The sequence below is a fragment of the Arthrobacter sp. UYEF20 genome, assembly GCF_040546335.1.
Taxonomy (GTDB): domain Bacteria; phylum Actinomycetota; class Actinomycetes; order Actinomycetales; family Micrococcaceae; genus Arthrobacter.
In genome coordinates, this window is sequence record NZ_JBEPNP010000014.1 from 63,376 (window position 1) to 83,104 (window position 19,729).

Genomic DNA, 19,729 nt, shown 5'->3' on the forward strand with positions numbered 1-19,729 from the left:
TGATGACAGCGGACCAGCGGCGCGGATGCGGTTTCCGCAGAATCCGCGCCTGACGGACTGGACTGTACGCGGCCAATGTTCATGATGCTTCCTTCCGTGGCGGTTCCTGGACCCGGCCGTCCGCCAAGAACACCACGCGGTCGGCGGCGGCCACGGCGTCGGGGCTATGGGTAACGATCAGGATCCCGCAACCGGAATCTGCCTGACGGCGGAGCAACTGCACGAGCCGGAGCCCGGCCTCCGAGTCCAATTCACCGGTGGGTTCATCAGCCAGCAACAGCTCCGGCTCGTTGGCCAACGCCACCGCGAGTCCGGCGCGGGAGGTCTCACCGCCGGAAAGCTGTGACGGATACGCCCTGGCGCGGGTGCTGAGGCCCACGGATTCGAGGACCTCACCGGGTCCATTCGACTGTTTCCCGGCAAGACGTTGAACCAGCGCAACGTTTTGTGCCACGGTCAGGTGAGTGAACAGATTCTCGGACTGGAAGAGGATGCCCACGTGCCGGGCCCGCAGGGCCGCACGTTCGGCCTCCGTCCGGGCATTCATGCGTTGCCCCAAAATCCGCACCGTGCCCCCGGCCGGTTCATCGAGCCCGGCCAGACAGCCCAGAAGGGTTGATTTCCCGGATCCGGACGGTCCGACTACGGCCACGACTTCGCCCGCGGCGACGCTGAGGCTGACACCGCGCAGGGCCAGTACTTCTTCCTCGCCGTTGCGGTAGAAGCGGTACAGTTCATCGGCGTCCAGCAGGGGACCGGGCCCGGGCCCTACCGGAGCCATCGGAACGATCCGCTCACCTTGGACCACGGATCCGCGTTGTCCGCGTCCTTCGGCCCGGCCAGGGTCAATGCGGCAACTGTTCCATTCTTCCAGAACAAATACCGTTCAACCGCCTGGCGCCTGACCTTTTGCGTCACCGGGTCCGGGCCCGAGTCCGCCTGATACCGGATTCGTAAGCCCTTCCCGCCAGGGAGGCTGAACTCGGTGACATCCCCCAGCGCCATGCTCGGCGTGGTTTTCTGCAGCTGGGGCAAATCGTTGGCGGTGACGGACTTAATGGTCGGGGCCGCCGTGGCCTGCGCCTCGTCGACGGTGATGCTGTTGAGTTTGTCGGTGTAACTGATAGAGGATTCGGTGCGGGTCTCCGCCCAGCCTTCGGGAACCTCGAGCCGGTAGCTGCCGGACGGCCCTGCCGCAGTGACATAGGCCTGGTTGTCCGGAATGTCGCCTGGGGGGGGGGGTGGTTTCCGGGACCGCGGCGCTGACCGGCCCGGAAGCGGCACCGGCGGGTGCCTGGGGCGCGGAGCAGGCGGACAGGCCCGTCAGTACGGTCAGGGACACCGCCAGCACAACGGCAGTAGGATGAAATTTCATGGGGCCCTCCACTCCGGTGTTGCTGTTGTTTTCAGCGTACTGAGGCGACAGTTAGCTCCCGGCCAGCCGCAGGTTAGGGCTTGGCAAAATCAGCTATCCCTCGGAGGTGATTGTGAGGCGCCGGATCATCGGAGTGGCGGTGGCCAGCGCGGCCCTGGCCGTGCTGCTCTTCCTCGTTCCGCTCGCGGTGGCGGTGCTCAACCTCTTTTTTGGTGCAGGAACAGTCAGACCTTGAACGCGAGGCGCTGAACGCCGCTCTCGTGGTGGACCCGGCCTTCTCGGGCCGGGACATGCCCGAGATTCCCTCCGCGGCCCCGGAAACTGAGCTGGGGCTCTACAACACCGCCGGGCAGCTCGTTGCGGGGGCGGGCCCTGCTAGAGCGGACGCCGCAACCGCCCCTGCCCTGGGCCTGCCGGCCGGTCACGACAGCCAGGAATGGCTGGTCGCCGTCGTGCCCGTTGCGGCCGGCGAAAAAACGACCGGCGCACTCCGGGCAGCCAGCCCGGCGGCCCGCGTGTGGCAGCGGGTCGGCATTGGCTGGGCTGCCCTGCTGGCCGCTGGCCTGCTGGCCGTCGCCGTCGCCTGGCTCCTGGCCCGGAAACTCGCACGCCAGATCAGCCGCCCCATGGAGCAGCTGGCGGAGGCATCCGTACGCCTCGGCCACGGCGAGTTTGACCTGCAATTGCCGCACACCGGGGTGCTCGAGGTGGACCGGGCCGGCTCGGCCCTGAACGCTGCGGCGGCCAGCCTGGGAGAGCTGGTGACACGGGAACAACGTCTCGCCGCGAACGTCTCGCATCAGCTCCGCACCCCGCTGACGGGGCTGCGGGCGACTCTCGAACACGCGCTGTCGGATCCGACCGCCGATCTGCGCGCCGCAGCCCGGCAGGCGATCGGCAGCGCCGACAAACTCGAATCCACCATCGCGGATGTGATGACACTGACGCGGGGACCAGTGCCCGCGTCGCCGGAGGTGGACCTCGCAGCGCTCGTGGACGGAATCGCCTCCCTGTGGCACGGGCCGCTGGCCGCCCGCGCCCGGCCCTTGCGGGTAAGCCTCGCGGAGGACGTGGCGCCGTTGGCTGTCGCACCCAGAGCCGTGGAGCAGATCCTTGACGTGCTCCTCGACAACGCCCTCCAGCACGGTTCCGGTACCGTACGGTTGGAAGTCCGGGCACTGGAACGGGCCGTGGCGATCGACGTGGCAGACAGCGGAGGCAACGCGCCGGACGAGGACATCTTCCTCCGCGGAACGTCGGGTGACGGCGGCACGGGTGTCGGCCTCGCCCTGGCTCGCCAGATGGCAGAAGACCTCGGCGGCCGGCTCCTGCTGTCAAGGAGAAGCCCGGAGACACAGTTCACCCTTCTGCTGCCGCGGCAAAAGGCACCCGACGCCCCCTGATCAACCGCCTGATGGCGATATCGGACCAACCATGCCCGCGGCACGGTCCTTGTTTGGACGATCGGATTCGTTCCCCGCCCCAGCCGTTGCGCACGCATCGTCCAATAGTCGCCAGGTCAACGACCCGTGGCGCGGCCGTCGCGGGACAAGCCACCTGCACCCGAAGCGGCAACCGCAGGCGCCGGGTCAGGGCTTGCTGTTGAAGACGTCCGGGCCGAAGCTGTTCTGACCGGGCGCCCCGGCGTATCCGAGGCGGGGCAGGGAAAAGATGTCTTCGATGCTGGCCAGCAGGCTGAAGTGGTTGTACGTCCTGTCCGACGTCGTGCCGCCCTTGGTGAACGGCGAAAGCACCAGCGCCCCGACCCGTCCGCCCGCGGTCCCGCCGGGAACCCCGGCCGGGCCGGACGTGTTGCCTTCGGATTCGTCGAAGGTGATGACCAGCACGCCGTCCTGCTTGAAGGCCGGGGAGTCCAAGATGGCCGGGACCTGCTGCTGCAACCAGCTGTCGGCACTTTCCAGGCCACCTGGGCTGCCGTCGACGCAGGGGTTGTCATGCCCGTCATTGCACAAGTTGGGCGAGATGTAAGAGAGGTTGGGAGTCGTGTCCGCGGACTTCAGGTCCTCAGCCAAATGTGTGAAGTCGACAACGTTCTGCTGGCAGTCCGGGGACGATGTGATCGACTCGAAGTAAACGAACGGATTGTGGCGGGTCGCGTACTGGTCGCCGACCTGGGCGCTTTGGTGATCGTCCCTGGCGCCGAGCTCGGGATGCCGGCAGGGGGTCCCCATGTCCTCCATGTAACCTTTCCAGGTCCTGCCGGCCGCGCTGAGCTGGCCGGCAAGAGTGGGTACCGAGGACGGATACACGCACCCGGTACCCTGCACCTGGCCCGGCGCGGACGTGCCGGTCTGCTTGAACGCGGCATAGGTCGGGCAATCCTTGCGGGTCATCTCGTTCGAGGCCTGCCCGGAAATCTGGGCCAGGTAGTCCGGGTGGGAGTTGTGGGCAGTCCCGTAATATCGGGAGAGCAGCACGCCCTGCGCGCGCAGGGTCTTCGACAAAAAGGGAGCAGCCGAGCCGCCGCCCCAGACCTTGTCGTAACCCTTGTTCTCCAGATTGATCACGAAGACATGCCCGGGTTTCCCCGACGCCACTGTCGATTGTGGAGAGGGGGTTTTGGAGGGCGTGGCGGTGGGGGTGCCTGACCTACCCGTTGTGGCGCTCGTGGTTGGTGATGGTCCGCCCCCTGGCGGCGTGGGCTCACAGGCCGTGGCCGCCACGGCAAGGACCATGGCAAGAATCAGCCACGCGGATCGCGCCGCACGGTTCAGGCCTACGAATTTTGCGACATTCCGGCTCATCGATTCCGGCTTTCTCTCTGGCGAGACGCTTATGGATCTGGCACCCAGATGCCACCACAGTTCCACACCTCGATTAGTAGTGTTCCGCAGTTCCCTGCGGAGACCCTGTGAACGCCCATTTCCTGGAAGTGATTCCATCCCGGGCACCAGCGGAAGGATTGTGCCGCAGCACCCTGCAGCGCTGCACCAGGTATCAGCGTTGTCATGGCCGCAGGAGTGGGGATTTTGCGTCGGCTGCAGGGTCCGACCATGGTCAGGAACATCAGGACACCGGCCAGGACCGCGACGGTCCGGCAGCTAACGCCGTTGCCGGGAGGGGGAGGACCGGCGACGCTGCCGATGGGCGGTTCGCGGGTTTTGCTTCGCCGGTGGCGGGAAGGGCGCCGTCGTCATTGCCGTGTTGGCCCAATTTCCCAGCTTCTCTGATGGCTGCCGTGCTATAAAAAGCCTTAGTAGCCGCTGGCGGCGGCCGCCGTGGATCGGCGCCCGAGCTGGACGGCCGGCACGGGCCAATGCCAAACAGAAGGAGGCGGGGTGGAGCAGCTTTTCAACCTCAACATCGTCGAAAAGTCACTGCTGTACGCCCTCTATGCCCTCTGCGCCATGGCAGCCCTCTACCTACTGATACGCCCCGTGCGGTTGCCGCGTCCGATGCGCCGCGGGACCACGGAGCCGGGACCTCGGACGTGGATCATCACCGCCACCGCGGCCGTGGCCGGCGGCGCCCTGACAGGCGCCGTCACACTGTTCATCTGCGAAGTTATGCTGAACGTCTTCGGTCTCCCACTGGACGCGGACACCCGCGCCTGGGTGATCTTTGCGTTCTCCGGCGTCGGTCTTGCCGCCGTGAACCTGTGGCGGTCACGCTGGTGGCGGAAGGCGGCTGCCATTGTCGCCGGTCTGGTGTTCATTGTGACGGCGGCCCTGGGGATCAACGCAGGGTACGGCCTGAACCCGACGTTGGGAGCCATGCTGGGCATGAACCAGACACAACATCTGGCCCTTCCCAAACTCAACCCGGCGCAGCAGACGCAGGGTGGGGCCGCGTTGTGGCAAAGCTGGAAGCCCCCGGCGGGGATCCCCGCTGCCGGACGGAGCGGGACAGTCACGATACCGGCGGACGCCTCTGGATTCCACGCCCGCGACGCCTATCTGTATCTGCCGCCCGCGGCACTGGTGGACAATCCGCCGGCGCTGCCGGTCATCATCATGATGATGGGCCAGCCGGGAGGCCCCGAACAGAGCAAATCCGCCGTTCGGGAGCTGGATGCCCTGGCGCAGCGAAACCACGGACTGGCACCGATCGTGCTCACCGTCGACCAGTTGGGCGATCCCTACCGGAATCCGGTCTGCGTGGATTCGGCGAAAGGCAAGGTCTACACCTACGTCACCACCGACGTCGTCAACTACATCCGCAAGAATTTCAACGTGGCGTCTGGCCGGACCCAGTGGGCCGTGGCCGGGTACTCCAACGGCGGCGAATGCGCCCTGTCCTTCGCGGCCAAGAGGCCGGAGCTCTTCGGCTCGCTGCTCGACATCTCGGGGGAACTGGACCCGCTGGTCGGCTCAGTGGACAACACGGTCAAGACCGTTTTCGGAGGGAACAAAGCCGCGTTCACCGCGGAGAAACCTGCCACCATCCTCAAAGCACACAAATACTCCGACAATCTCGCCATTTTCACCAGCGGCGCCCTAGACTCGAAGTACGGGCCGCAGGGCGCCACGGCCGAGGCGGACGCGAAGACCGCCGGTATGACCACCCGCCGGTTCGTCGGCGACGGGGTCGGGCACCGCGGGGACGCAGTTGACTATGGCCTCAAATCCGGGCTCCCGTTGCTGTACCAAAGGTTCGGCCTCGCCCCGCCCTGAGCAGTGTCCCCCATCGCCGCCGCAGGACACGCCGAGGGCCCCGAGGACTGGCAGAGGACCCAGCCGGGCGGCGGACATGGGTTTCTCCGGTCTCTGCCCGGCGGGATTTTGGCACCCTTCAAGGGCCGGTGCGGCGAGGGCGGAGGCCCTCCTGCTGATGGCCGTACTGCGGGTCCGCTCTGGCCGTTTTGCCCGGAGTTACTGCCGCCCGGACGTTCATCCCTTGGGCCCGTCGCCGTGCTTTGGGCCGGGGACGTGCGTTGGGTTGCGGCCGCCGGCGGGTTGGGAGCGTTTGGGGCGGCGGAGGATCCGGCGGGCCAGTGCCAGGCTTTCTCCGAGGCTGATGGTGGGGAGGTAGGCCCGGGTGACGGCGTTTCCGATGGCGGGCAGCGACGCCGCGTCGGGGTAGAGCATGTAGAGAGGTTCGTAGTGGGGCTGGAATTTTGCCTTGAACGCCAGCAGGGACCTGAACCCGTACACGGGTTCCAGGGTTGCGCCGAGCCAGTCGAGCAGCCGGTCCAGGCCGCCGGCGGCCTGCGGGTCTGAAGGTGCGGGCAGGTGCGGTGAGTCGGTGTTCACCCGGGCCAAGGGCGCGCCGGAGAGGCTGATGAATCCACATCCTTCGTCCTTGAGGCTGAGCGCGGCGGAGGCGATGAGGAATTCGATGCCGGCACGGAATCCGGTGCTGCGGCGCCGCATGTAATCCAGGGTCCAGCCCTCAATTATTCCGTTGCGGTAGACGGGCAGCCAGGACAGGACGGCGTGGACCCTTTGATGCCCGTCGATGGCGAGCAGCAAGCGGACGTCTGGGTCGTTGAGTTCGTCCAGGCTGCCGAGGGTGAACCCCATTTCGGGCAACTTTTTGTCGGCCACCCATTCTTCGGAGAGCTCCTGGATCTGGGCCAGGACGGAGAAGGGTGCGGTGGCGTATGTCGTCCATTCGGCGCGTATGCCGGCTTTGGCCGCGTTGTTCATGGCGGTGCGGATGTCCTGGAATTTCTTTCCCCTGAAGGACATCGATTCCAGCGGCAGGATCGTCTCCTGTGCCACCTGCACGGACCCCCAGCCCAGTGACGCGGCGTGGTCCCGCAGGTCCTGGGGGACGGAATAGAAGCACGGTGTCCATCCTTCCCCGGTGCAGAACCGGGTGAAGTCCGCGAAGGTGGCTTTGGTCTGGGGTCCGGGTCCGACCGGGACGCCCAGGGTGAGGGCGATCCCCCCGACAACACGGTAGGCGATGAAGCTCTCGCCCGTGGAGGAGAACCAGTAGCTGTTCCCGGGCCAGGTCGTCATCCACGACAACGAGCTCCCTTGCCGTGTTTTCAGTATTTCCCGGGCGCGTGCGGCGCCGGCGTTGTGCTGGATCGGGGCCGCGCGGAGGAAAGTGTTCAGGACCAGACCGGCGGTGGCAGCCCAGAAGATGACGCCGATGCCTTCGTAGAGCAGAACCGCCGCGGTGCTTTGGGGGAAGAACGCCGGGGACACGTCCAGCATGTATCCCAGTGGCAGGAACCTGTCCGGAATGTCTGCCAGCAGTTCGGCGGGTCCGGGAACGGGCGTGAAGTCGCCGGCGAGAGCAAGTCCCGCAAGCAGGTAGAACGCCCCGAGGGCCGCTCCGACGAGAAAAATCTGTAACGCGAGCCGGGTGTAGGTCCCCGGCGGGGCCGCCACAAGGAAGAGTCGCCGGGTTATCAGCAACACAATGCTCAGGACGACGGGCAGCAGCAGCGGCAATACCAGGCTGAACGGATGGGGGTACCCCGGTGCTTCGATGGTGCCGATCCCCTCGACGGCCGCGGTGTCCGGTGCTGCTCTCTGAAGAACTCCGGCAATGGTGATGCCGGCCAGCAAGGACAGAGCCAGCTGGATCAGCACGGCGCCGGCCCAAGCGAAGCGGCGCCCGCGGCGAAGACCGTCGGCAAGCAGCAGCAGCAGAAACGATGGAAGGATTGCCATGAAGATCCCGCCGGCCCCGGCGCGCAGCTGCAGTTGGGCGGCGGCACAGTCCTTGGCCTGCCCCGGGTCGGTGCACAGGCTCTGGAGGGTCTGCGGGTCCACGGGCTGGATGTTGGTGAACAGGAAGCGCAGGACCGATAAAGGTCCGGCTGCGTGCGGGACAAGGCCGGCCACGACCGGGCCGGCGGCCGAAACCGCCACCAGGAGCGCGATCAGGACGCGGCCTTCATGTCTGGAGCTCACGGGGCGCCGGAACCGGGGAGGCCGGCCCAACAGGAGTGGCCCCAGGAGGGCGCCGGTGCCTGCGGCGCCGAGCCGGACAAGGTCCGCGAACCCCCCGCTGTAGAGGGCCAGGAGTACCAGTAAGGCGAACACGACCAGGCGGACCCGGCGCCGCCACAGGGTAGGCATCATGGCGGTCCCCGCCATCGCCACCCCGGCGGTAAGGGCACTGGGACCCAGGAACAGATGCCCGCTCATTTCCTGGGCCCAGCTCCCCATCGTCTGCCGTGCCGCGGCCAGCAAGGCCAGGGCAGCGCCGATGCCCAGAACATGAGAAGCCAGGGCAGCTGCTGCGAACTTCAGGCTTCCCATCCGACGTTCCAGGGGCATGCCGACGGCGAGGACCAGAGCCGTGCCCAGGACGTACCCTCCCAGGTTCTGTGCCCAGAGCGCGCACGTCAGCAGAGCCCACCAGTTTCCGGGCAGGGAGTGCGCGGTCGCTGCCACGTGGGGCCGCAGGGCCCCGGTAGGACCGGAGAAGAGGCTGGAGGACAGTGCCCCCGCAGCCCAGAAGGCCAGGACAAAGCCCACGGTGAGCGGTGCGCCGCGCAGAATTTCCTGCCATAAGGGCCTGGTGCCGGAAGATGCCGCGCTTACGTGATGCTGCGGCAGCACTGGCACGGGAATCCTTTCAGCGCGGTCGGCGTCAATGAGCACCCTTGGACATTCCGGCGGGGTGTCCGGTCCACTGGCTCACCACCGTTCTGAAGCCCTGGCGTCGAGCCCGTGCATCCGATTCACAGCGGAGACCGTGGGTGCAAGGAAATTGTTCCACACCATCACCTGGTTCAAGGACGGCTGCACTGCTGATGAGAACGGAACCGATCACGTCGCGGAGGTAGTGCACCCCGAGATGCTAATTTCAGCAGCGGACACGCCAGTCGAACGCTGGCGATGAGCAGCCGATCAGCTGTTTTCATGGTTCCCCGTCAAGTTCTTCCATCCCATGGCAGGCGTCCCGATAGGAGATTTCGCCGTCCCGCCAAGCCTGTTCCAGTCCGCTGGCAATGCGCTTCCTGTAAGTGCTCCCGGTTGGTCCTGGCAGGCCGTCGAGATGATCGAAGCGGGAGTATGTGGGGTGAGGGTCCCCGGGGATCAGATGCCGACGGATCATCGTTCGGAACCAGATGCTAAAGTGCGGGGACCGGTGCTCGTAGGCTCTTGCATCGACCAAGTACATGCCTTCATGCTCCAACTGCCGACTGGGAGGACCATGAACATTTACTGGGTGATCGGCCGTAGAGGCGCTGCCCGGCTGGTCCAGGCGTCGCCAGAAGTGGCTACCGGCCCCGGATTCCTCCCACCCAAGCTTCGCCGGACGGGATACTCGGGTGAAGCTGTCCTCAAAGCGACCCGAACCCTCGGCATCCGGACCTCACCTGGCGCTCAGAATGGCACTGACGGCGGAGCCTTGAGTGTGCGGCCGCGTAGTCCGGCTAAGCGGGGTCGCCAGCGCGGACGCACTTATTGTCGAAGACGGTTTATGTCCAAGAAAGGCGATGCACACAGAGTCTGCGGACTGCGGGAATCTCAGTCACACGGTCCGCTGGACCTGGATGACCTTGCGGCGGAGCCAGAAGCGCCGTCCGCCGCCCAGATAGAGGACGCTGCGCTCCAGTTCCCACTTGCCGTACTCGGAATGCTCCACGAGGCGGCGCCGGGCCTCGGACAGGGAATCCTCAGGACTGACGGTCAGTACGAGGTACTCGTACTGCTTCAGGTAGTCCCGCTCCCGCCGGACCGAGCTGCTCAGAAAATGTTCCTTCATTGCTCTCCATTTTCGTCCTTTTCCGGCTAACGTGAAGTCATGAGCATCGATCCGCGTGTCGCGCTTCAGTCCCTGACCGCCGCCCTGGAAGAACACATGGTCGCCGCTGCGGCGCGCCGGGGCGACGGGGACCCCGCGGTCGAGGCGGCGTTTTTTGCCGTTGCTGACGCCTTCGAAGTCTACGACGATTCACTCTATGAAGCGTATGGCGAAGTTACTCCGCTTGAGGTGATCGACGACGACGGCGAAGAGGACGATGAGGAAGACGTCGACGACGAGGAAGACCTCGAGATCCTCGCGGACTGACCGGCTGACGCGGACTGACCCCGGCCGGATCGGAAGTGTCTGCTCAGGCCGGGCTGGACACGTCTTCCAGCGCCTGGGCAATCTCCGGCGGCAGCGGTGCCAGCGTCGCATCCAGCAGTTCCTTGAGCTGCACGGGGGTCCGTGCGCCCACGATGGCGGCGGCAACTCCGTTCTGTGACAGCAGCCAGCCGAGGGAGACATCCAGGGCCGTCCGGCCCAGTCCCTTCGCCGCCATCGCCACGGCTTCCACCACGCTGGATGCGGCACCCTCGAGGTACGGTTCCACGTAGCTGGCCAGCCGCGAATGCGCCGCCCGCGAATCCGCCGGGATGTGCCCGCGGTACTTTCCGGTCAGCACCCCGCGGCCCACCGGCCCCCACGCCAACAGACCGAGTCCCGCGTCCTCGACGGCCGGAATCAGCTCGGCCTCCGGGGTTCGGTGCACGAGGGAGTACTCGGACTGGTTTGCGATGAGCGGGAAGCCCGCCACCGCGGCTGCCTTTGCCGTCTGCCAGCCATTGAAGTTGGAGACGCCTGCGTACCGGGCCCGGCCGGAGCGGAGGGCAAACTCAAGCGCGGACAGGGTTTCCTCAAGCGGGACGTTGGGATCCCAGGCCTGGGCAAACCAGATGTCCACGTAGTCGGTGCCGAGCCTGGCAAGGCTCGCGTCCAGACCGGAGAGCATCGCATTCCGGGAGGTGTCAACGCTACGCCGCTCGTCCGACGTCGAAAGTCCTGCCTTCGTGGATATGACCACTTCCGACCTGGCCACCACATCGCCCAGCATGGCGCCCAGCATGGCCTCGGCCTGGCCGCCGGCGTAGGAAGCGGCCGTGTCGATCAGCGTGCCGCCCGCGTCCACGAACGTGCGGAGCAGCCCGGAGGCATCCTGCTCATCGGTCTCCCGGGCCCAGGACATAGTGCCAAGGGAGAGGGCGGACACGCGCAACCCACTGTTGCCGACATAACGCTGCTGCATGTCAGCAAGCTTACGGGGATTCGGAATGGTTCATGACGTAGGGTCTATAAACGTGAACTGGTTTGAAGCGGCCCTGCTGGGCCTTGTGCAAGGCCTGACGGAATTCCTCCCGATTTCTTCCAGCGCCCACCTGCGGATTGTCGGCTCCTTCCTGCCAAGTGCAGCCGATCCCGGCGCGGCGTTCACCGCCATCACCCAGCTGGGCACGGAAACCGCCGTGATCGTGTACTTCTGGCGCGACATCGTGCGGATCGTGAAAGCCTGGTTCGGATCGCTCCGCGGCAAGGTCTCGCGGCAGGACCCGGACGCACGGATGGGCTGGCTGGTGATCCTGGGCAGCCTGCCGATCATCGTCCTGGGCCTGCTGTTCCAGGACCAGATCGAGTCCGTGCTCCGCAGCCTCTGGATCGTTGCCACCACCTTGATCGTCTTCGGCCTGTTCCTGGCCGTGGCGGACGCCGTCGGGCGCCAGGACCGCGACCTCACGCAGCTCACCTATAAACACGGTCTCTACTATGGGCTCGCCCAGGCCATGGCGCTGATCCCCGGTGTCTCCCGCTCCGGCGGAACCATCACCGCCGGCCTGCTGATGGGCTACACCCGGGAGGCCGCGGCCCGCTACTCCTTCCTGCTGGCCATCCCCGCCGTATTCGGCAGCGGGCTGTACCAGCTCTACAAGGTCCTCTCCAAGGAGGGCATCACGGGCCCTTACGGCCTCCCGGAAACCGCCCTCGCCACCGTCATCGCCCTGGTGGTGGGCTACGTCATCATCGGCTGGTTCCTGAAGTACGTCTCGACCCGCAGCTACCGCGTGTTCGTCTGGTACCGGATCTTCCTGGGCCTGGCGCTGTATCTGCTGCTCGGTTTCAATGTCATCAGCGCCTAGCACTAGGCTTGGTCTGTGAAATCCTGGACCTCCCGCCCTGTTCCCCAGCTCCCCGGCCGCATGCCTGCCCTCCGCCTTTTCGACACCGCCAAAGGCGGCATGGCCACCTTGGCGGCCACCGGTGAACAGTCGATGTATGTCTGCGGGATCACCCCGTATGACGCCACCCATATGGGCCACGCCGCCAGCTACGTGGCCTTTGACCTGCTGAACCGCGCCTGGCGCGACGGCGGGCAGCAGGTCTCCTACGTCCAGAACGTGACCGACGTCGACGACCCGCTGCTGGAGCGTGCGACGGCGACAGGCGTGGACTGGCGCGAGCTGGCCGCGAGCCAGATCGAACTCTTCCAGACAGACATGGCAGCCCTCAACGTGCTCGCTCCGGACCACTACGTGGGCGCCGTCGAAGCGATTCCGATGATTGTTCCCGCGATCGAACGGCTCGTGGAGCGGGGCCTGGCGTACCGGGTGGCCGGCGGCGACGGCGAGCCCGACGGAGACGTCTACTACGACGTCGAAGCCGCCGGCAAGCACGCCCCGGAAACCCAAGACGCATGGACGCTGGGTGCCATCTCCGGCCTGTCCGACGCCCAGATGCTTGAGCTCTTCGCCGAGCGCGGCGGCGATCCCGGCCGTGCCGGCAAGCGCCAGGCACTGGACCCGCTGCTCTGGCGGGTGGCCCGCCCGGGCGAACCGCGCTGGCCCGGCGGCGCGCTGGGGGAGGGACGTCCCGGCTGGCACATCGAATGCACCGTCATCGCCCAGAAGTACCTGCCCGCACCGTTCACGGTGCAGGGCGGCGGCTCGGACCTGATCTTCCCCCACCACGAGATGGGTGCCGGCCACGCCTACTCCCTGGCCGGGGTGCCGCTGGCACGGCACTTCGCCCATGCCGGCATGGTGGGCCTCGACGGCGAAAAGATGAGCAAATCCAAGGGAAACCTCGTGCTGGTCTCCCGGCTCCGCGCCGACGGAGAGGACCCGGCCGCGATCCGCCTGGCCATCCTGGCGCACCACTACCGCACGGACTGGTCCTGGACCGGTGCCGGATTCGCCGAGGCCAAGGACCGGCTCCGCACCTGGCGTGAGGCCCTTGCCGTGGCCCCCGAGGGCTCGGCCGCCGCGCTCGTGGCCCGCATGCGCGCCGAACTGTCCAACGACCTGAACGCCCCCGGGGCACTCAACGCCGTGGACGAATGGGCCCAGGCCGCCGTGAAGGGTGCCGGTAAGCGAGCTGCCGGCGACGCTGCGCTGGTGAGCGACGCCGTCGACGCGCTCCTCGGCGTCGACCTCTGACCGCCTGAGCCGCCGGGCCGGCTGACCGCCGGGCCGGCTGACCGCCGGGCTCCGCTTAGGGCTTGTCCTTGCCGCGGCGCTTGAGGTAGCGCTCGAACTCCCGCGCGATCGACTCGCCGCTCGCCTCAGGGAGGTCGGCGGTATCCTTCGCTTCCTCCAGCTGGCGGACGTAAGCCGCAATCTCAGGGTCCTCGGTGGCGAGCTCGTCGACGCCGCGCTCCCACGCGTCCGACTCCTCGACGAGCTCCGTGGTGTCCAGCGGAACCTGCAGCAGCTCCTCAATCCGGTGCAGCAGAGCCAGCTGGGCCTTGGGCGAAGGCGCCTGGGCCACGTAGTGCGGCACGGCGGCCCAGAGGGAGACCGTGGGCAACCCGGCCAGCAGCGCCACCTCGGCCAGCACCCCGACGATCCCTACCGGCCCCTCGTACTGCGAGGCCTCCAGCTCCATCCGTTCGCGCAGGGCGCTGTCGTCCGTGGATGCGCTCACCGGGATCGGCCGGCTGTGCGGCACGTCAGCGAGCAGGGCACCCACCAGGATCACGTAGTCCACATGGAGCGCCTCCGCATGGACTAGCAGTTCGGCGGTGTAGGCACGCCACTTGTAGGACGGCTCCGTGCCCTGGACGAAGATGACGTCCACCTTGGAGTCCGCAACGCTGGCCTTGAAGATCCGGGTGGAGGGCCACTTGATCTTCCGGTCGCCGGAGGAGGTCCGGCGGATGGTGGGCCGGGTGAACTGGAAGTCGTAATACTCATCGGCGTCGATCGAACCGACCTTCTTGCCGCCCCACAACTTGTTCAGGTACCGCAGGGCATCGCTTGCAGCCTCGCCGGCGTCGTTCCAGCCTTCAAAGGCGGCAAGCATCACCGTGATGCGCTGGCCCTCGGGCACCGGCTGCAGAAGCCGCTCCGGCTCCGGCACGCCGCCCGCTTCTGTGGTGTCTGCCTCGAAGCTATTCATTTCCTCACCCTACGTCCAAGGACCCGGCACACGCATGGAATGAAGCGCCGGAAATCTTGCTCCGGCGGGTGAAGCCGGCTCCGGAGCGGGCCACGCGGTACCTGGTATTCGCCGTGGGCGTAGTACCGGGCGGCGAAACAACGCCGCACCGTAGACTTGAGGGCATGCGATCCTCAGCTTCCCAGCCCCTTCTCAAAGCCGCGCTATGGGACATGGACGGCACCATTGTCGACACCGAGCCGTACTGGATTGAAGCCGAACACACCCTCGTCGCCGCCCACGGCGGGCACTGGTCACATGAGAAGGCCACGCAGCTCGTGGGCCAGTCCCTCATGTTCTCCGCCGGGATCCTGCAGGAGGCCGGCGTCAAGCTGGAGCGCCGCGAAATCATCGACACCCTCACGGAGCACGTCATCAGCCGGGTCCGTACCTCGGTGCCCTGGCGGCCGGGGGCCCGGGAACTGCTCGATGAGCTCCACACCGCGGGCGTCCGCTGTGCCCTCGTGACTATGTCCGAGGCCCCGCTGGCCCGCGAAATCGTGGCCAGCCTGCCGAAGCCCTACTTCGAATTCCTTGTCACGGGGGACACCGTCACGCAGGGGAAGCCCCACCCCGAGGCCTACCTGAAGGCCGTCGAACTCCTCCAGGAGGCAGATCCGGAGCTCGGCCTGCAGCACTGCGTGGCGCTCGAGGACTCGGCACCCGGAGTAGCCGCGGCGGTGGCCTCCGGTGTCCTGACCGTGGCGATTCCGCACATTGTCCCGCTCCCGCCTGATCCCCGCCACGCTATCTGGGACACCCTGGCGGGGCGCACCGTGTCCGACCTCGAAGAGCTCGTGGCGCTCCGCCTCGAGTTTCCGGACGCGACGTTCGGGCTGGAACGCGCCGCCGGGAGCCTGGCCCAATGACGGACACCGAGACCCAGGGACAGCCGGGAAAGGCCGCGGATACGCGCAAGGACGGGATCCCGCTGGGCCGGATCGCCGGTATCCCCGTGGTTCTTGCCTACTCCTGGTTCATCATCGGCGCCTTCACCGTGATCGTCTACGGGCCAGTGCTCCAGCGCAACAATCCCGATCTGGGCGTCGCCGCCTTCTTCGTGGCCTTTGCCTACGCCGTGCTGTTGCTGATCTCGGTGCTGGTGCACGAACTTGCGCATGCCCTGACCGCCAAGATCTTTCATTGGCCCACCGAGAAGATCGTCCTCAATCTGTGGGGCGGCCACACCCAGTTCGAGAGTTTCACGGCCTCGCCGGGGCGGTCTGTCCTGGTGGCTCTGGCCGGACCCGCCGCCAACTTCGTCCTGGCCGCGGGCGGCTGGGTGCTGCTCACCAGCGGAAACCTCAGCGGCGTAGCGGGCATCCTGGCCAACATCTTTGTCTGGGCCAACCTGCTGATCGGCATCTTCAACGTCCTGCCCGGACTTCCGCTGGACGGTGGCCGGCTGGTCGAATCCGCCGTGTGGAAGGCGACCGGCAGCCAGGAGAAGGGCACCGTGGCAGCCGGCTGGGCCGGCAGGATCATCGTGATCGCACTCGTGGTGTGGTTCGTCGCCCTGCCCTTGCTCGGCGGTGAGCGCCCGGACATTTCGCTCATGCTCATCACGGTCCTTGTGGGCAGTTTCCTCTGGATGGGCGCCACCGCGTCGATCCAGCAGGCGCGTCTGCGCGGGCGGCTGCATCTCGTGGACGCGCGCGCCCTCGCCGAGCCCGCCGTCGGACTTCCCGAAACCGCCACGGTCGCGCAGCTGCAGGACCTGGCACGGGACTCCGCCCCGGGCGCAGCGCCCGCCGTCGTGCTGTGCGCCCAGGACGGCCGCCCCGTGGCGGTGGTCGACGCCGGCGCTGTCGCCACGGTGCCGCCCGCAGCCGCGGCCACCACGCCGCTCACGGCCGTCTCGTACGCCCTCGGCGTCGGGGCCTATGTTCCCGAATGGTCAAAAGGCCAGGAGCTGATCGAGTACCTGGCCCAGCTCGACGGCCAGGAGTACGCCGTCGTCAACGGGGACGGAACCGTCACCGGGCTGCTCCGGCAATCAACCGTCCTGGACGCCATCACCGGCAAGAATCCCCGGGGCCGCGGACGGATCTACGGCCGGAACGGGTAGAGTTACCTGCCGGCCGTGAATTTCCGGCACTGGGCGCAAAGTCCCCAGGCACAGACCCCAGGCACAAGCAGCCGGACCGCCGGCAGATCCGCGGCCACACAGCTTTACAGGAGCGAGGAATTCTTCATGAGCAGCGACACCGCCGCCAACGCGAGCCCGGCCGACACCGGCGCAGCCAAGACTGCAGCTACCAGCACCACTGCAACTACCAGCACCGCTGCGGGCCCGGCCGGCAGCACGGGTGCCATCTCGGCGGGGCCGGTCGGTGCCGCCCGCCGGCGCGGCCCGTTCCGTGAAGGCGAGCGCGTGCAGCTCACGGACGAACGCGGACGGATGAACACGATCAGCCTGGAAGCGGGCGGCGCCTTCCATACGCACCGCGGATTCCTGAACCATGACGAGATCATCGGCGAGCCGGACGGCTCCGTCGTGGTGAACAACGTCGGCCAGCAGTACCAGACCCTGCGCCCCCTCCTTTCGGACTTCGTGCTCTCGATGCCCCGCGGCGCGGCAGTGGTCTACCCCAAGGACGCCGGCCAGATCGTGACCATGGCGGACATCTTCCCCGGCGCACGCGTAGTGGAGGCCGGGGTGGGTTCCGGGGCGCTGTCCATCTCGCTGCTGCGCGCGGTGGGGGACAACGGCTACCTGCACTCCTTCGAACGCCGGGAGGAATTCGCCGACATTGCCCGCGGCAACGTCGAAACGATTTTCGGCGGCCCGCACCCGGCCTGGAAGATCTCCCTCGGTGACTTCCAGGAGGAAGTGGTCCGCACCGAGGCGCCGGGCTCCGTGGACCGCGTGGTCCTGGACATGCTCGCGCCCTGGGAGTGCCTGGATGCCGTCGCCACGGTGCTCGCCCCAGGAGGCGTGTGGATCAACTATGTCGCGACTGTGACTCAGCTGTCCCGGACCGCCGAGGCCATCCGCGCAGACGGCCGCTTCACCGAGCCGGACGCCTGGGAGTCCATGGTCCGTGGCTGGCACCTGGAGGGCCTGGCGGTCCGCCCGGACCACCGCATGGTTGCCCACACCGGATTCCTGCTCGTCACGCGCAGGCTGGCCGACGGCGTCACCGGCATCTCCGTCAAGCGCCGCCCCTCCAAGACCGGCTTCAACGAAGAGGACGTCAACGCCTGGACCCCCGGCGCCGTCGGGGAGCGTGCCGTCTCGGACAAGAAACTGCGCCGGGCAGCCCGGGACGCCATCGCCGGGACCAACGTCAAGGATGACCCGGACGCGACAAACTGACGCGAAAATTCCCTAGTCCGAATTCCGGAAGTCTTCAGCAGCACGTGGCGTCTTGGGGCTAATGTCTTAATAGAAGCGCAGGAAGGGGCTGAAGACGATGGAGACTCCGAACACCGACCCGGGCCGCACATCGGCAGACGATGCAGCGGAAACGGCAGCACAATCGGCGGTACAGGGTGCCGATGGTGACCGCTACGCCGCCAACGAGCTGTCCGTGGCCGAGCGGCAGGTCAATATCCTCCGGGACAAACTCCGGCATATTGACCGCCAGCTCGCCGCCGCGACGCAGAACAACTCTAAACTCGTGGGCATGCTGGAGGCGGCGAAGGCTGAAATCCTTCGGCTTAAGAACGCCCTCGACCAGGAGGGCCAGCCGCCTTACAGTTTCGGCACGGTGCTGGCGCTGAATCCGAAACGCCAGCCCACGGCAGGTAACAGCGGGCAGGCAGCCACCGAGGAATCGGTGGACATCTTCAATGCCGGCCGCAAGATGCGGGTGGGGATCAGTCCGCTGGTGAACATGAACCAGCTGGCGGTCGGCCAGGAAGTGCTGCTTAACGAGGCGCTGCTCGTGGTGGCCGGTCTGGGTTACGAGCGGGCCGGGGACCTCGTCACGCTCAAGGAAATGCTGGGCCCGGACCGTGCCCTCGTGGTGGGTCGCGCGGACGAGGAGCGTGTCATCCGGCTCTCCGGCGCCCTGCTGGCCCAGAATCTCCGGGTGGGCGATGCCCTCTCCATCGACTCCCGCACCGGCTACGCGCTCGAGAAGGTACCGCGCTCCGAGGTGGAGAACCTTGTCCTCGAAGAAGTTCCGGACATCACGTACCAGGACATCGGCGGCCTGGGACCCCAGATCGAGCAGATCCGCGACGCCGTCGAACTCCCGTTCCTGCATCCGGATCTGTACCGTGAGCACGGGCTGAAGGCCCCCAAGGGCATCCTGCTTTACGGCCCGCCGGGCTGCGGCAAGACACTGATCGCCAAGGCCGTCGCCAACTCCCTGGCGGCCCGGGCAGCCGAGCGAACCGGCAAGACGGACATGAAGAGCTACTTCCTGAACATCAAAGGCCCGGAGCTGCTCGACAAGTACGTCGGCGAAACCGAACGGCACATCCGGCTGATCTTCGCCCGCGCCCGGGAGAAGGCCTCCGAGGGCAGCCCCGTCGTGGTGTTCTTCGACGAAATGGACTCCCTGTTCCGCACCCGCGGCACCGGCATTTCCTCGGATGTCGAAACCACCATTGTCCCGCAGCTCCTGAGCGAGATCGACGGCGTGGAGCGGCTCGACAACGTGATCGTGATCGGGGCCTCCAACCGGGAGGACATGATCGATCCGGCCATCCTGCGGCCGGGCCGGCTGGACGTGAAGGTCAAGATCCAGCGGCCCGACGCCGAAGCCGCGGCGGACATCTTCCAGAAGTACATCACCGTGAACCTGCCCTTCCACCAGTCCGACCTCGCCGAACACGACGGCGACGTGCAGGCCACCGTGGACGCGATGGTCCAGCGCACCGTCGAGGCGATGTATTCCACCGACAAGTCCAACGAGTACCTCGAAGTGACGTACGCCAACGGCGACACCGAAATGCTCTACTTCAAGGACTTCAACTCCGGCGCCGTGGTGCAGAACGTCGTGGACCGGGCCAAGAAGTACGCGATCAAGGACCTGCTCACCGTCGGCCAGAAAGGCATCCGCATCGACCACCTGCTGCGGGCCGTCGTCGACGAGTTCCGCGAGCACGAGGACATGCCGAACACCACCAACCCGGACGACTGGGCACGGATCTCGGGCAAGAAGGGCGAGCGCATCACGTACATCCGCACCATCGTCCAGGGCAAGGCGGGCCAGGAGCCCGGGAAGTCCATCGAGACGATGCCCACCACGGGCCAGTACCTGTGAGCGCACCTGCGACCGGCCGTCCGGCGGA

Annotated in this window: 16 protein-coding genes; 9 read left to right on the forward strand and 7 right to left on the reverse strand. The window is 66.9% G+C overall.

The genetic code is table 11. The features are described from left to right. Positions 1–79: 79 nt before the first annotated feature. Both ABIB26_RS15745 and ABIB26_RS15750 read right to left on the reverse strand, forming a co-directional pair. Entirely contained in the window at positions 80–781 is a 702-nt protein-coding gene (locus ABIB26_RS15745) for an ABC transporter ATP-binding protein (RefSeq protein ID WP_354245014.1), read from the reverse strand. Continuing rightward, entirely contained in the window at positions 769–1,284 is a 516-nt protein-coding gene (locus ABIB26_RS15750) for a hypothetical protein (protein WP_354245017.1), read from the reverse strand. Before ABIB26_RS15750 ends, ABIB26_RS15745 begins: the two co-directional genes overlap by 13 nt. 303 nt (positions 1,285–1,587) lie before the next feature. Here ABIB26_RS15750 and ABIB26_RS15755 point away from each other — a divergent pair, with 303 nt between their 5' ends. Further along, positions 1,588–2,778, forward strand: coding sequence for a sensor histidine kinase (locus ABIB26_RS15755; RefSeq protein WP_354245020.1), 1,191 nt, complete (start codon positions 1,588–1,590; stop codon positions 2,776–2,778). Between the two features lie 186 nt (positions 2,779–2,964). On the opposite strand, the gene ABIB26_RS15760 is transcribed toward ABIB26_RS15755, so the two are convergent. After that, a complete protein-coding gene (locus ABIB26_RS15760; protein WP_354245023.1) occupies positions 2,965–3,903 on the reverse strand; it encodes an alkaline phosphatase family protein in 939 nt (312 codons plus the stop codon). 771 nt (positions 3,904–4,674) lie between these two features. On the opposite strand from ABIB26_RS15760, the gene ABIB26_RS15765 reads away from it, so the two are divergent. Next, a complete protein-coding gene (locus tag ABIB26_RS15765) occupies positions 4,675–6,009 on the forward strand; it encodes an alpha/beta hydrolase (RefSeq protein WP_354245026.1) in 1,335 nt (444 codons plus the stop codon). A gap of 216 nt (positions 6,010–6,225) precedes the next feature. Here the strand turns inward: ABIB26_RS15765 and ABIB26_RS15770 are convergent, their stop codons facing one another. Then, positions 6,226–8,862: a bifunctional lysylphosphatidylglycerol flippase/synthetase MprF gene (locus ABIB26_RS15770; RefSeq protein ID WP_354245029.1), complete on the reverse strand. Its 2,637-nt coding sequence runs from the start codon at positions 8,860–8,862 to the stop codon at positions 6,226–6,228. A gap of 919 nt (positions 8,863–9,781) precedes the next feature. Beyond that, positions 9,782–10,015, reverse strand: a complete 234-nt coding sequence (locus ABIB26_RS15775) for a DUF5703 family protein (RefSeq protein ID WP_354245032.1) — start codon at positions 10,013–10,015, stop codon at positions 9,782–9,784. 39 nt (positions 10,016–10,054) lie between these two features. Here ABIB26_RS15775 and ABIB26_RS15780 point away from each other — a divergent pair, with 39 nt between their 5' ends. Continuing rightward, complete coding sequence (locus ABIB26_RS15780; protein ID WP_354245035.1) at positions 10,055–10,321, forward strand: hypothetical protein; 267 nt, start codon at positions 10,055–10,057, stop codon at positions 10,319–10,321. 43 nt (positions 10,322–10,364) lie between these two features. Here ABIB26_RS15780 and ABIB26_RS15785 read toward each other — a convergent pair whose 3' ends face one another. Next, positions 10,365–11,300, reverse strand: coding sequence for an aldo/keto reductase (locus tag ABIB26_RS15785; protein ID WP_354245038.1), 936 nt, complete (start codon positions 11,298–11,300; stop codon positions 10,365–10,367). A 52-nt stretch (positions 11,301–11,352) separates the two neighbouring features. Here ABIB26_RS15785 and ABIB26_RS15790 point away from each other — a divergent pair, with 52 nt between their 5' ends. Together ABIB26_RS15790 and mshC are read left to right on the forward strand one after the other, a co-directional pair. Beyond that, positions 11,353–12,186, forward strand: a complete 834-nt coding sequence (locus tag ABIB26_RS15790) for an undecaprenyl-diphosphate phosphatase (protein WP_354245041.1) — start codon at positions 11,353–11,355, stop codon at positions 12,184–12,186. A 15-nt stretch (positions 12,187–12,201) separates the two neighbouring features. Next, positions 12,202–13,482, forward strand: a complete 1,281-nt coding sequence (mshC, locus tag ABIB26_RS15795) for a cysteine--1-D-myo-inosityl 2-amino-2-deoxy-alpha-D-glucopyranoside ligase (RefSeq protein ID WP_354245044.1) — start codon at positions 12,202–12,204, stop codon at positions 13,480–13,482. A 55-nt stretch (positions 13,483–13,537) separates the two neighbouring features. Here mshC and ABIB26_RS15800 read toward each other — a convergent pair whose 3' ends face one another. After that, positions 13,538–14,443, reverse strand: coding sequence for a PAC2 family protein (locus ABIB26_RS15800; RefSeq protein ID WP_354245047.1), 906 nt, complete (start codon positions 14,441–14,443; stop codon positions 13,538–13,540). 164 nt (positions 14,444–14,607) lie between these two features. Here ABIB26_RS15800 and ABIB26_RS15805 point away from each other — a divergent pair, with 164 nt between their 5' ends. The 4 genes from ABIB26_RS15805 to arc all read left to right on the forward strand — a co-directional run bounded on the left by ABIB26_RS15805 (position 14,608) and on the right by arc (position 19,701). Beyond that, positions 14,608–15,351, forward strand: coding sequence for an HAD family hydrolase (locus tag ABIB26_RS15805; RefSeq protein ID WP_354245049.1), 744 nt, complete (start codon positions 14,608–14,610; stop codon positions 15,349–15,351). Next, positions 15,348–16,550 carry a site-2 protease family protein gene (locus ABIB26_RS15810; RefSeq protein WP_354245052.1) on the forward strand — a complete coding sequence of 401 codons (1,203 nt, stop codon included), beginning with the start codon at positions 15,348–15,350 and terminating at the stop codon, positions 16,548–16,550. The genes ABIB26_RS15805 and ABIB26_RS15810 overlap by 4 nt, the downstream gene beginning before the upstream one ends. Positions 16,551–16,676: 126 nt before the next feature. After that, the gene (locus ABIB26_RS15815; RefSeq protein ID WP_354245055.1) at positions 16,677–17,801 is read left to right on the forward strand and encodes a tRNA (adenine-N1)-methyltransferase; all 1,125 of its coding nucleotides are present in this window, start codon (positions 16,677–16,679) and stop codon (positions 17,799–17,801) included. Positions 17,802–17,898: 97 nt separating this feature from the next. Further along, positions 17,899–19,701, forward strand: coding sequence for a proteasome ATPase (gene arc / locus ABIB26_RS15820; protein WP_354245057.1), 1,803 nt, complete (start codon positions 17,899–17,901; stop codon positions 19,699–19,701). Positions 19,702–19,729 lie beyond the last annotated feature (28 nt).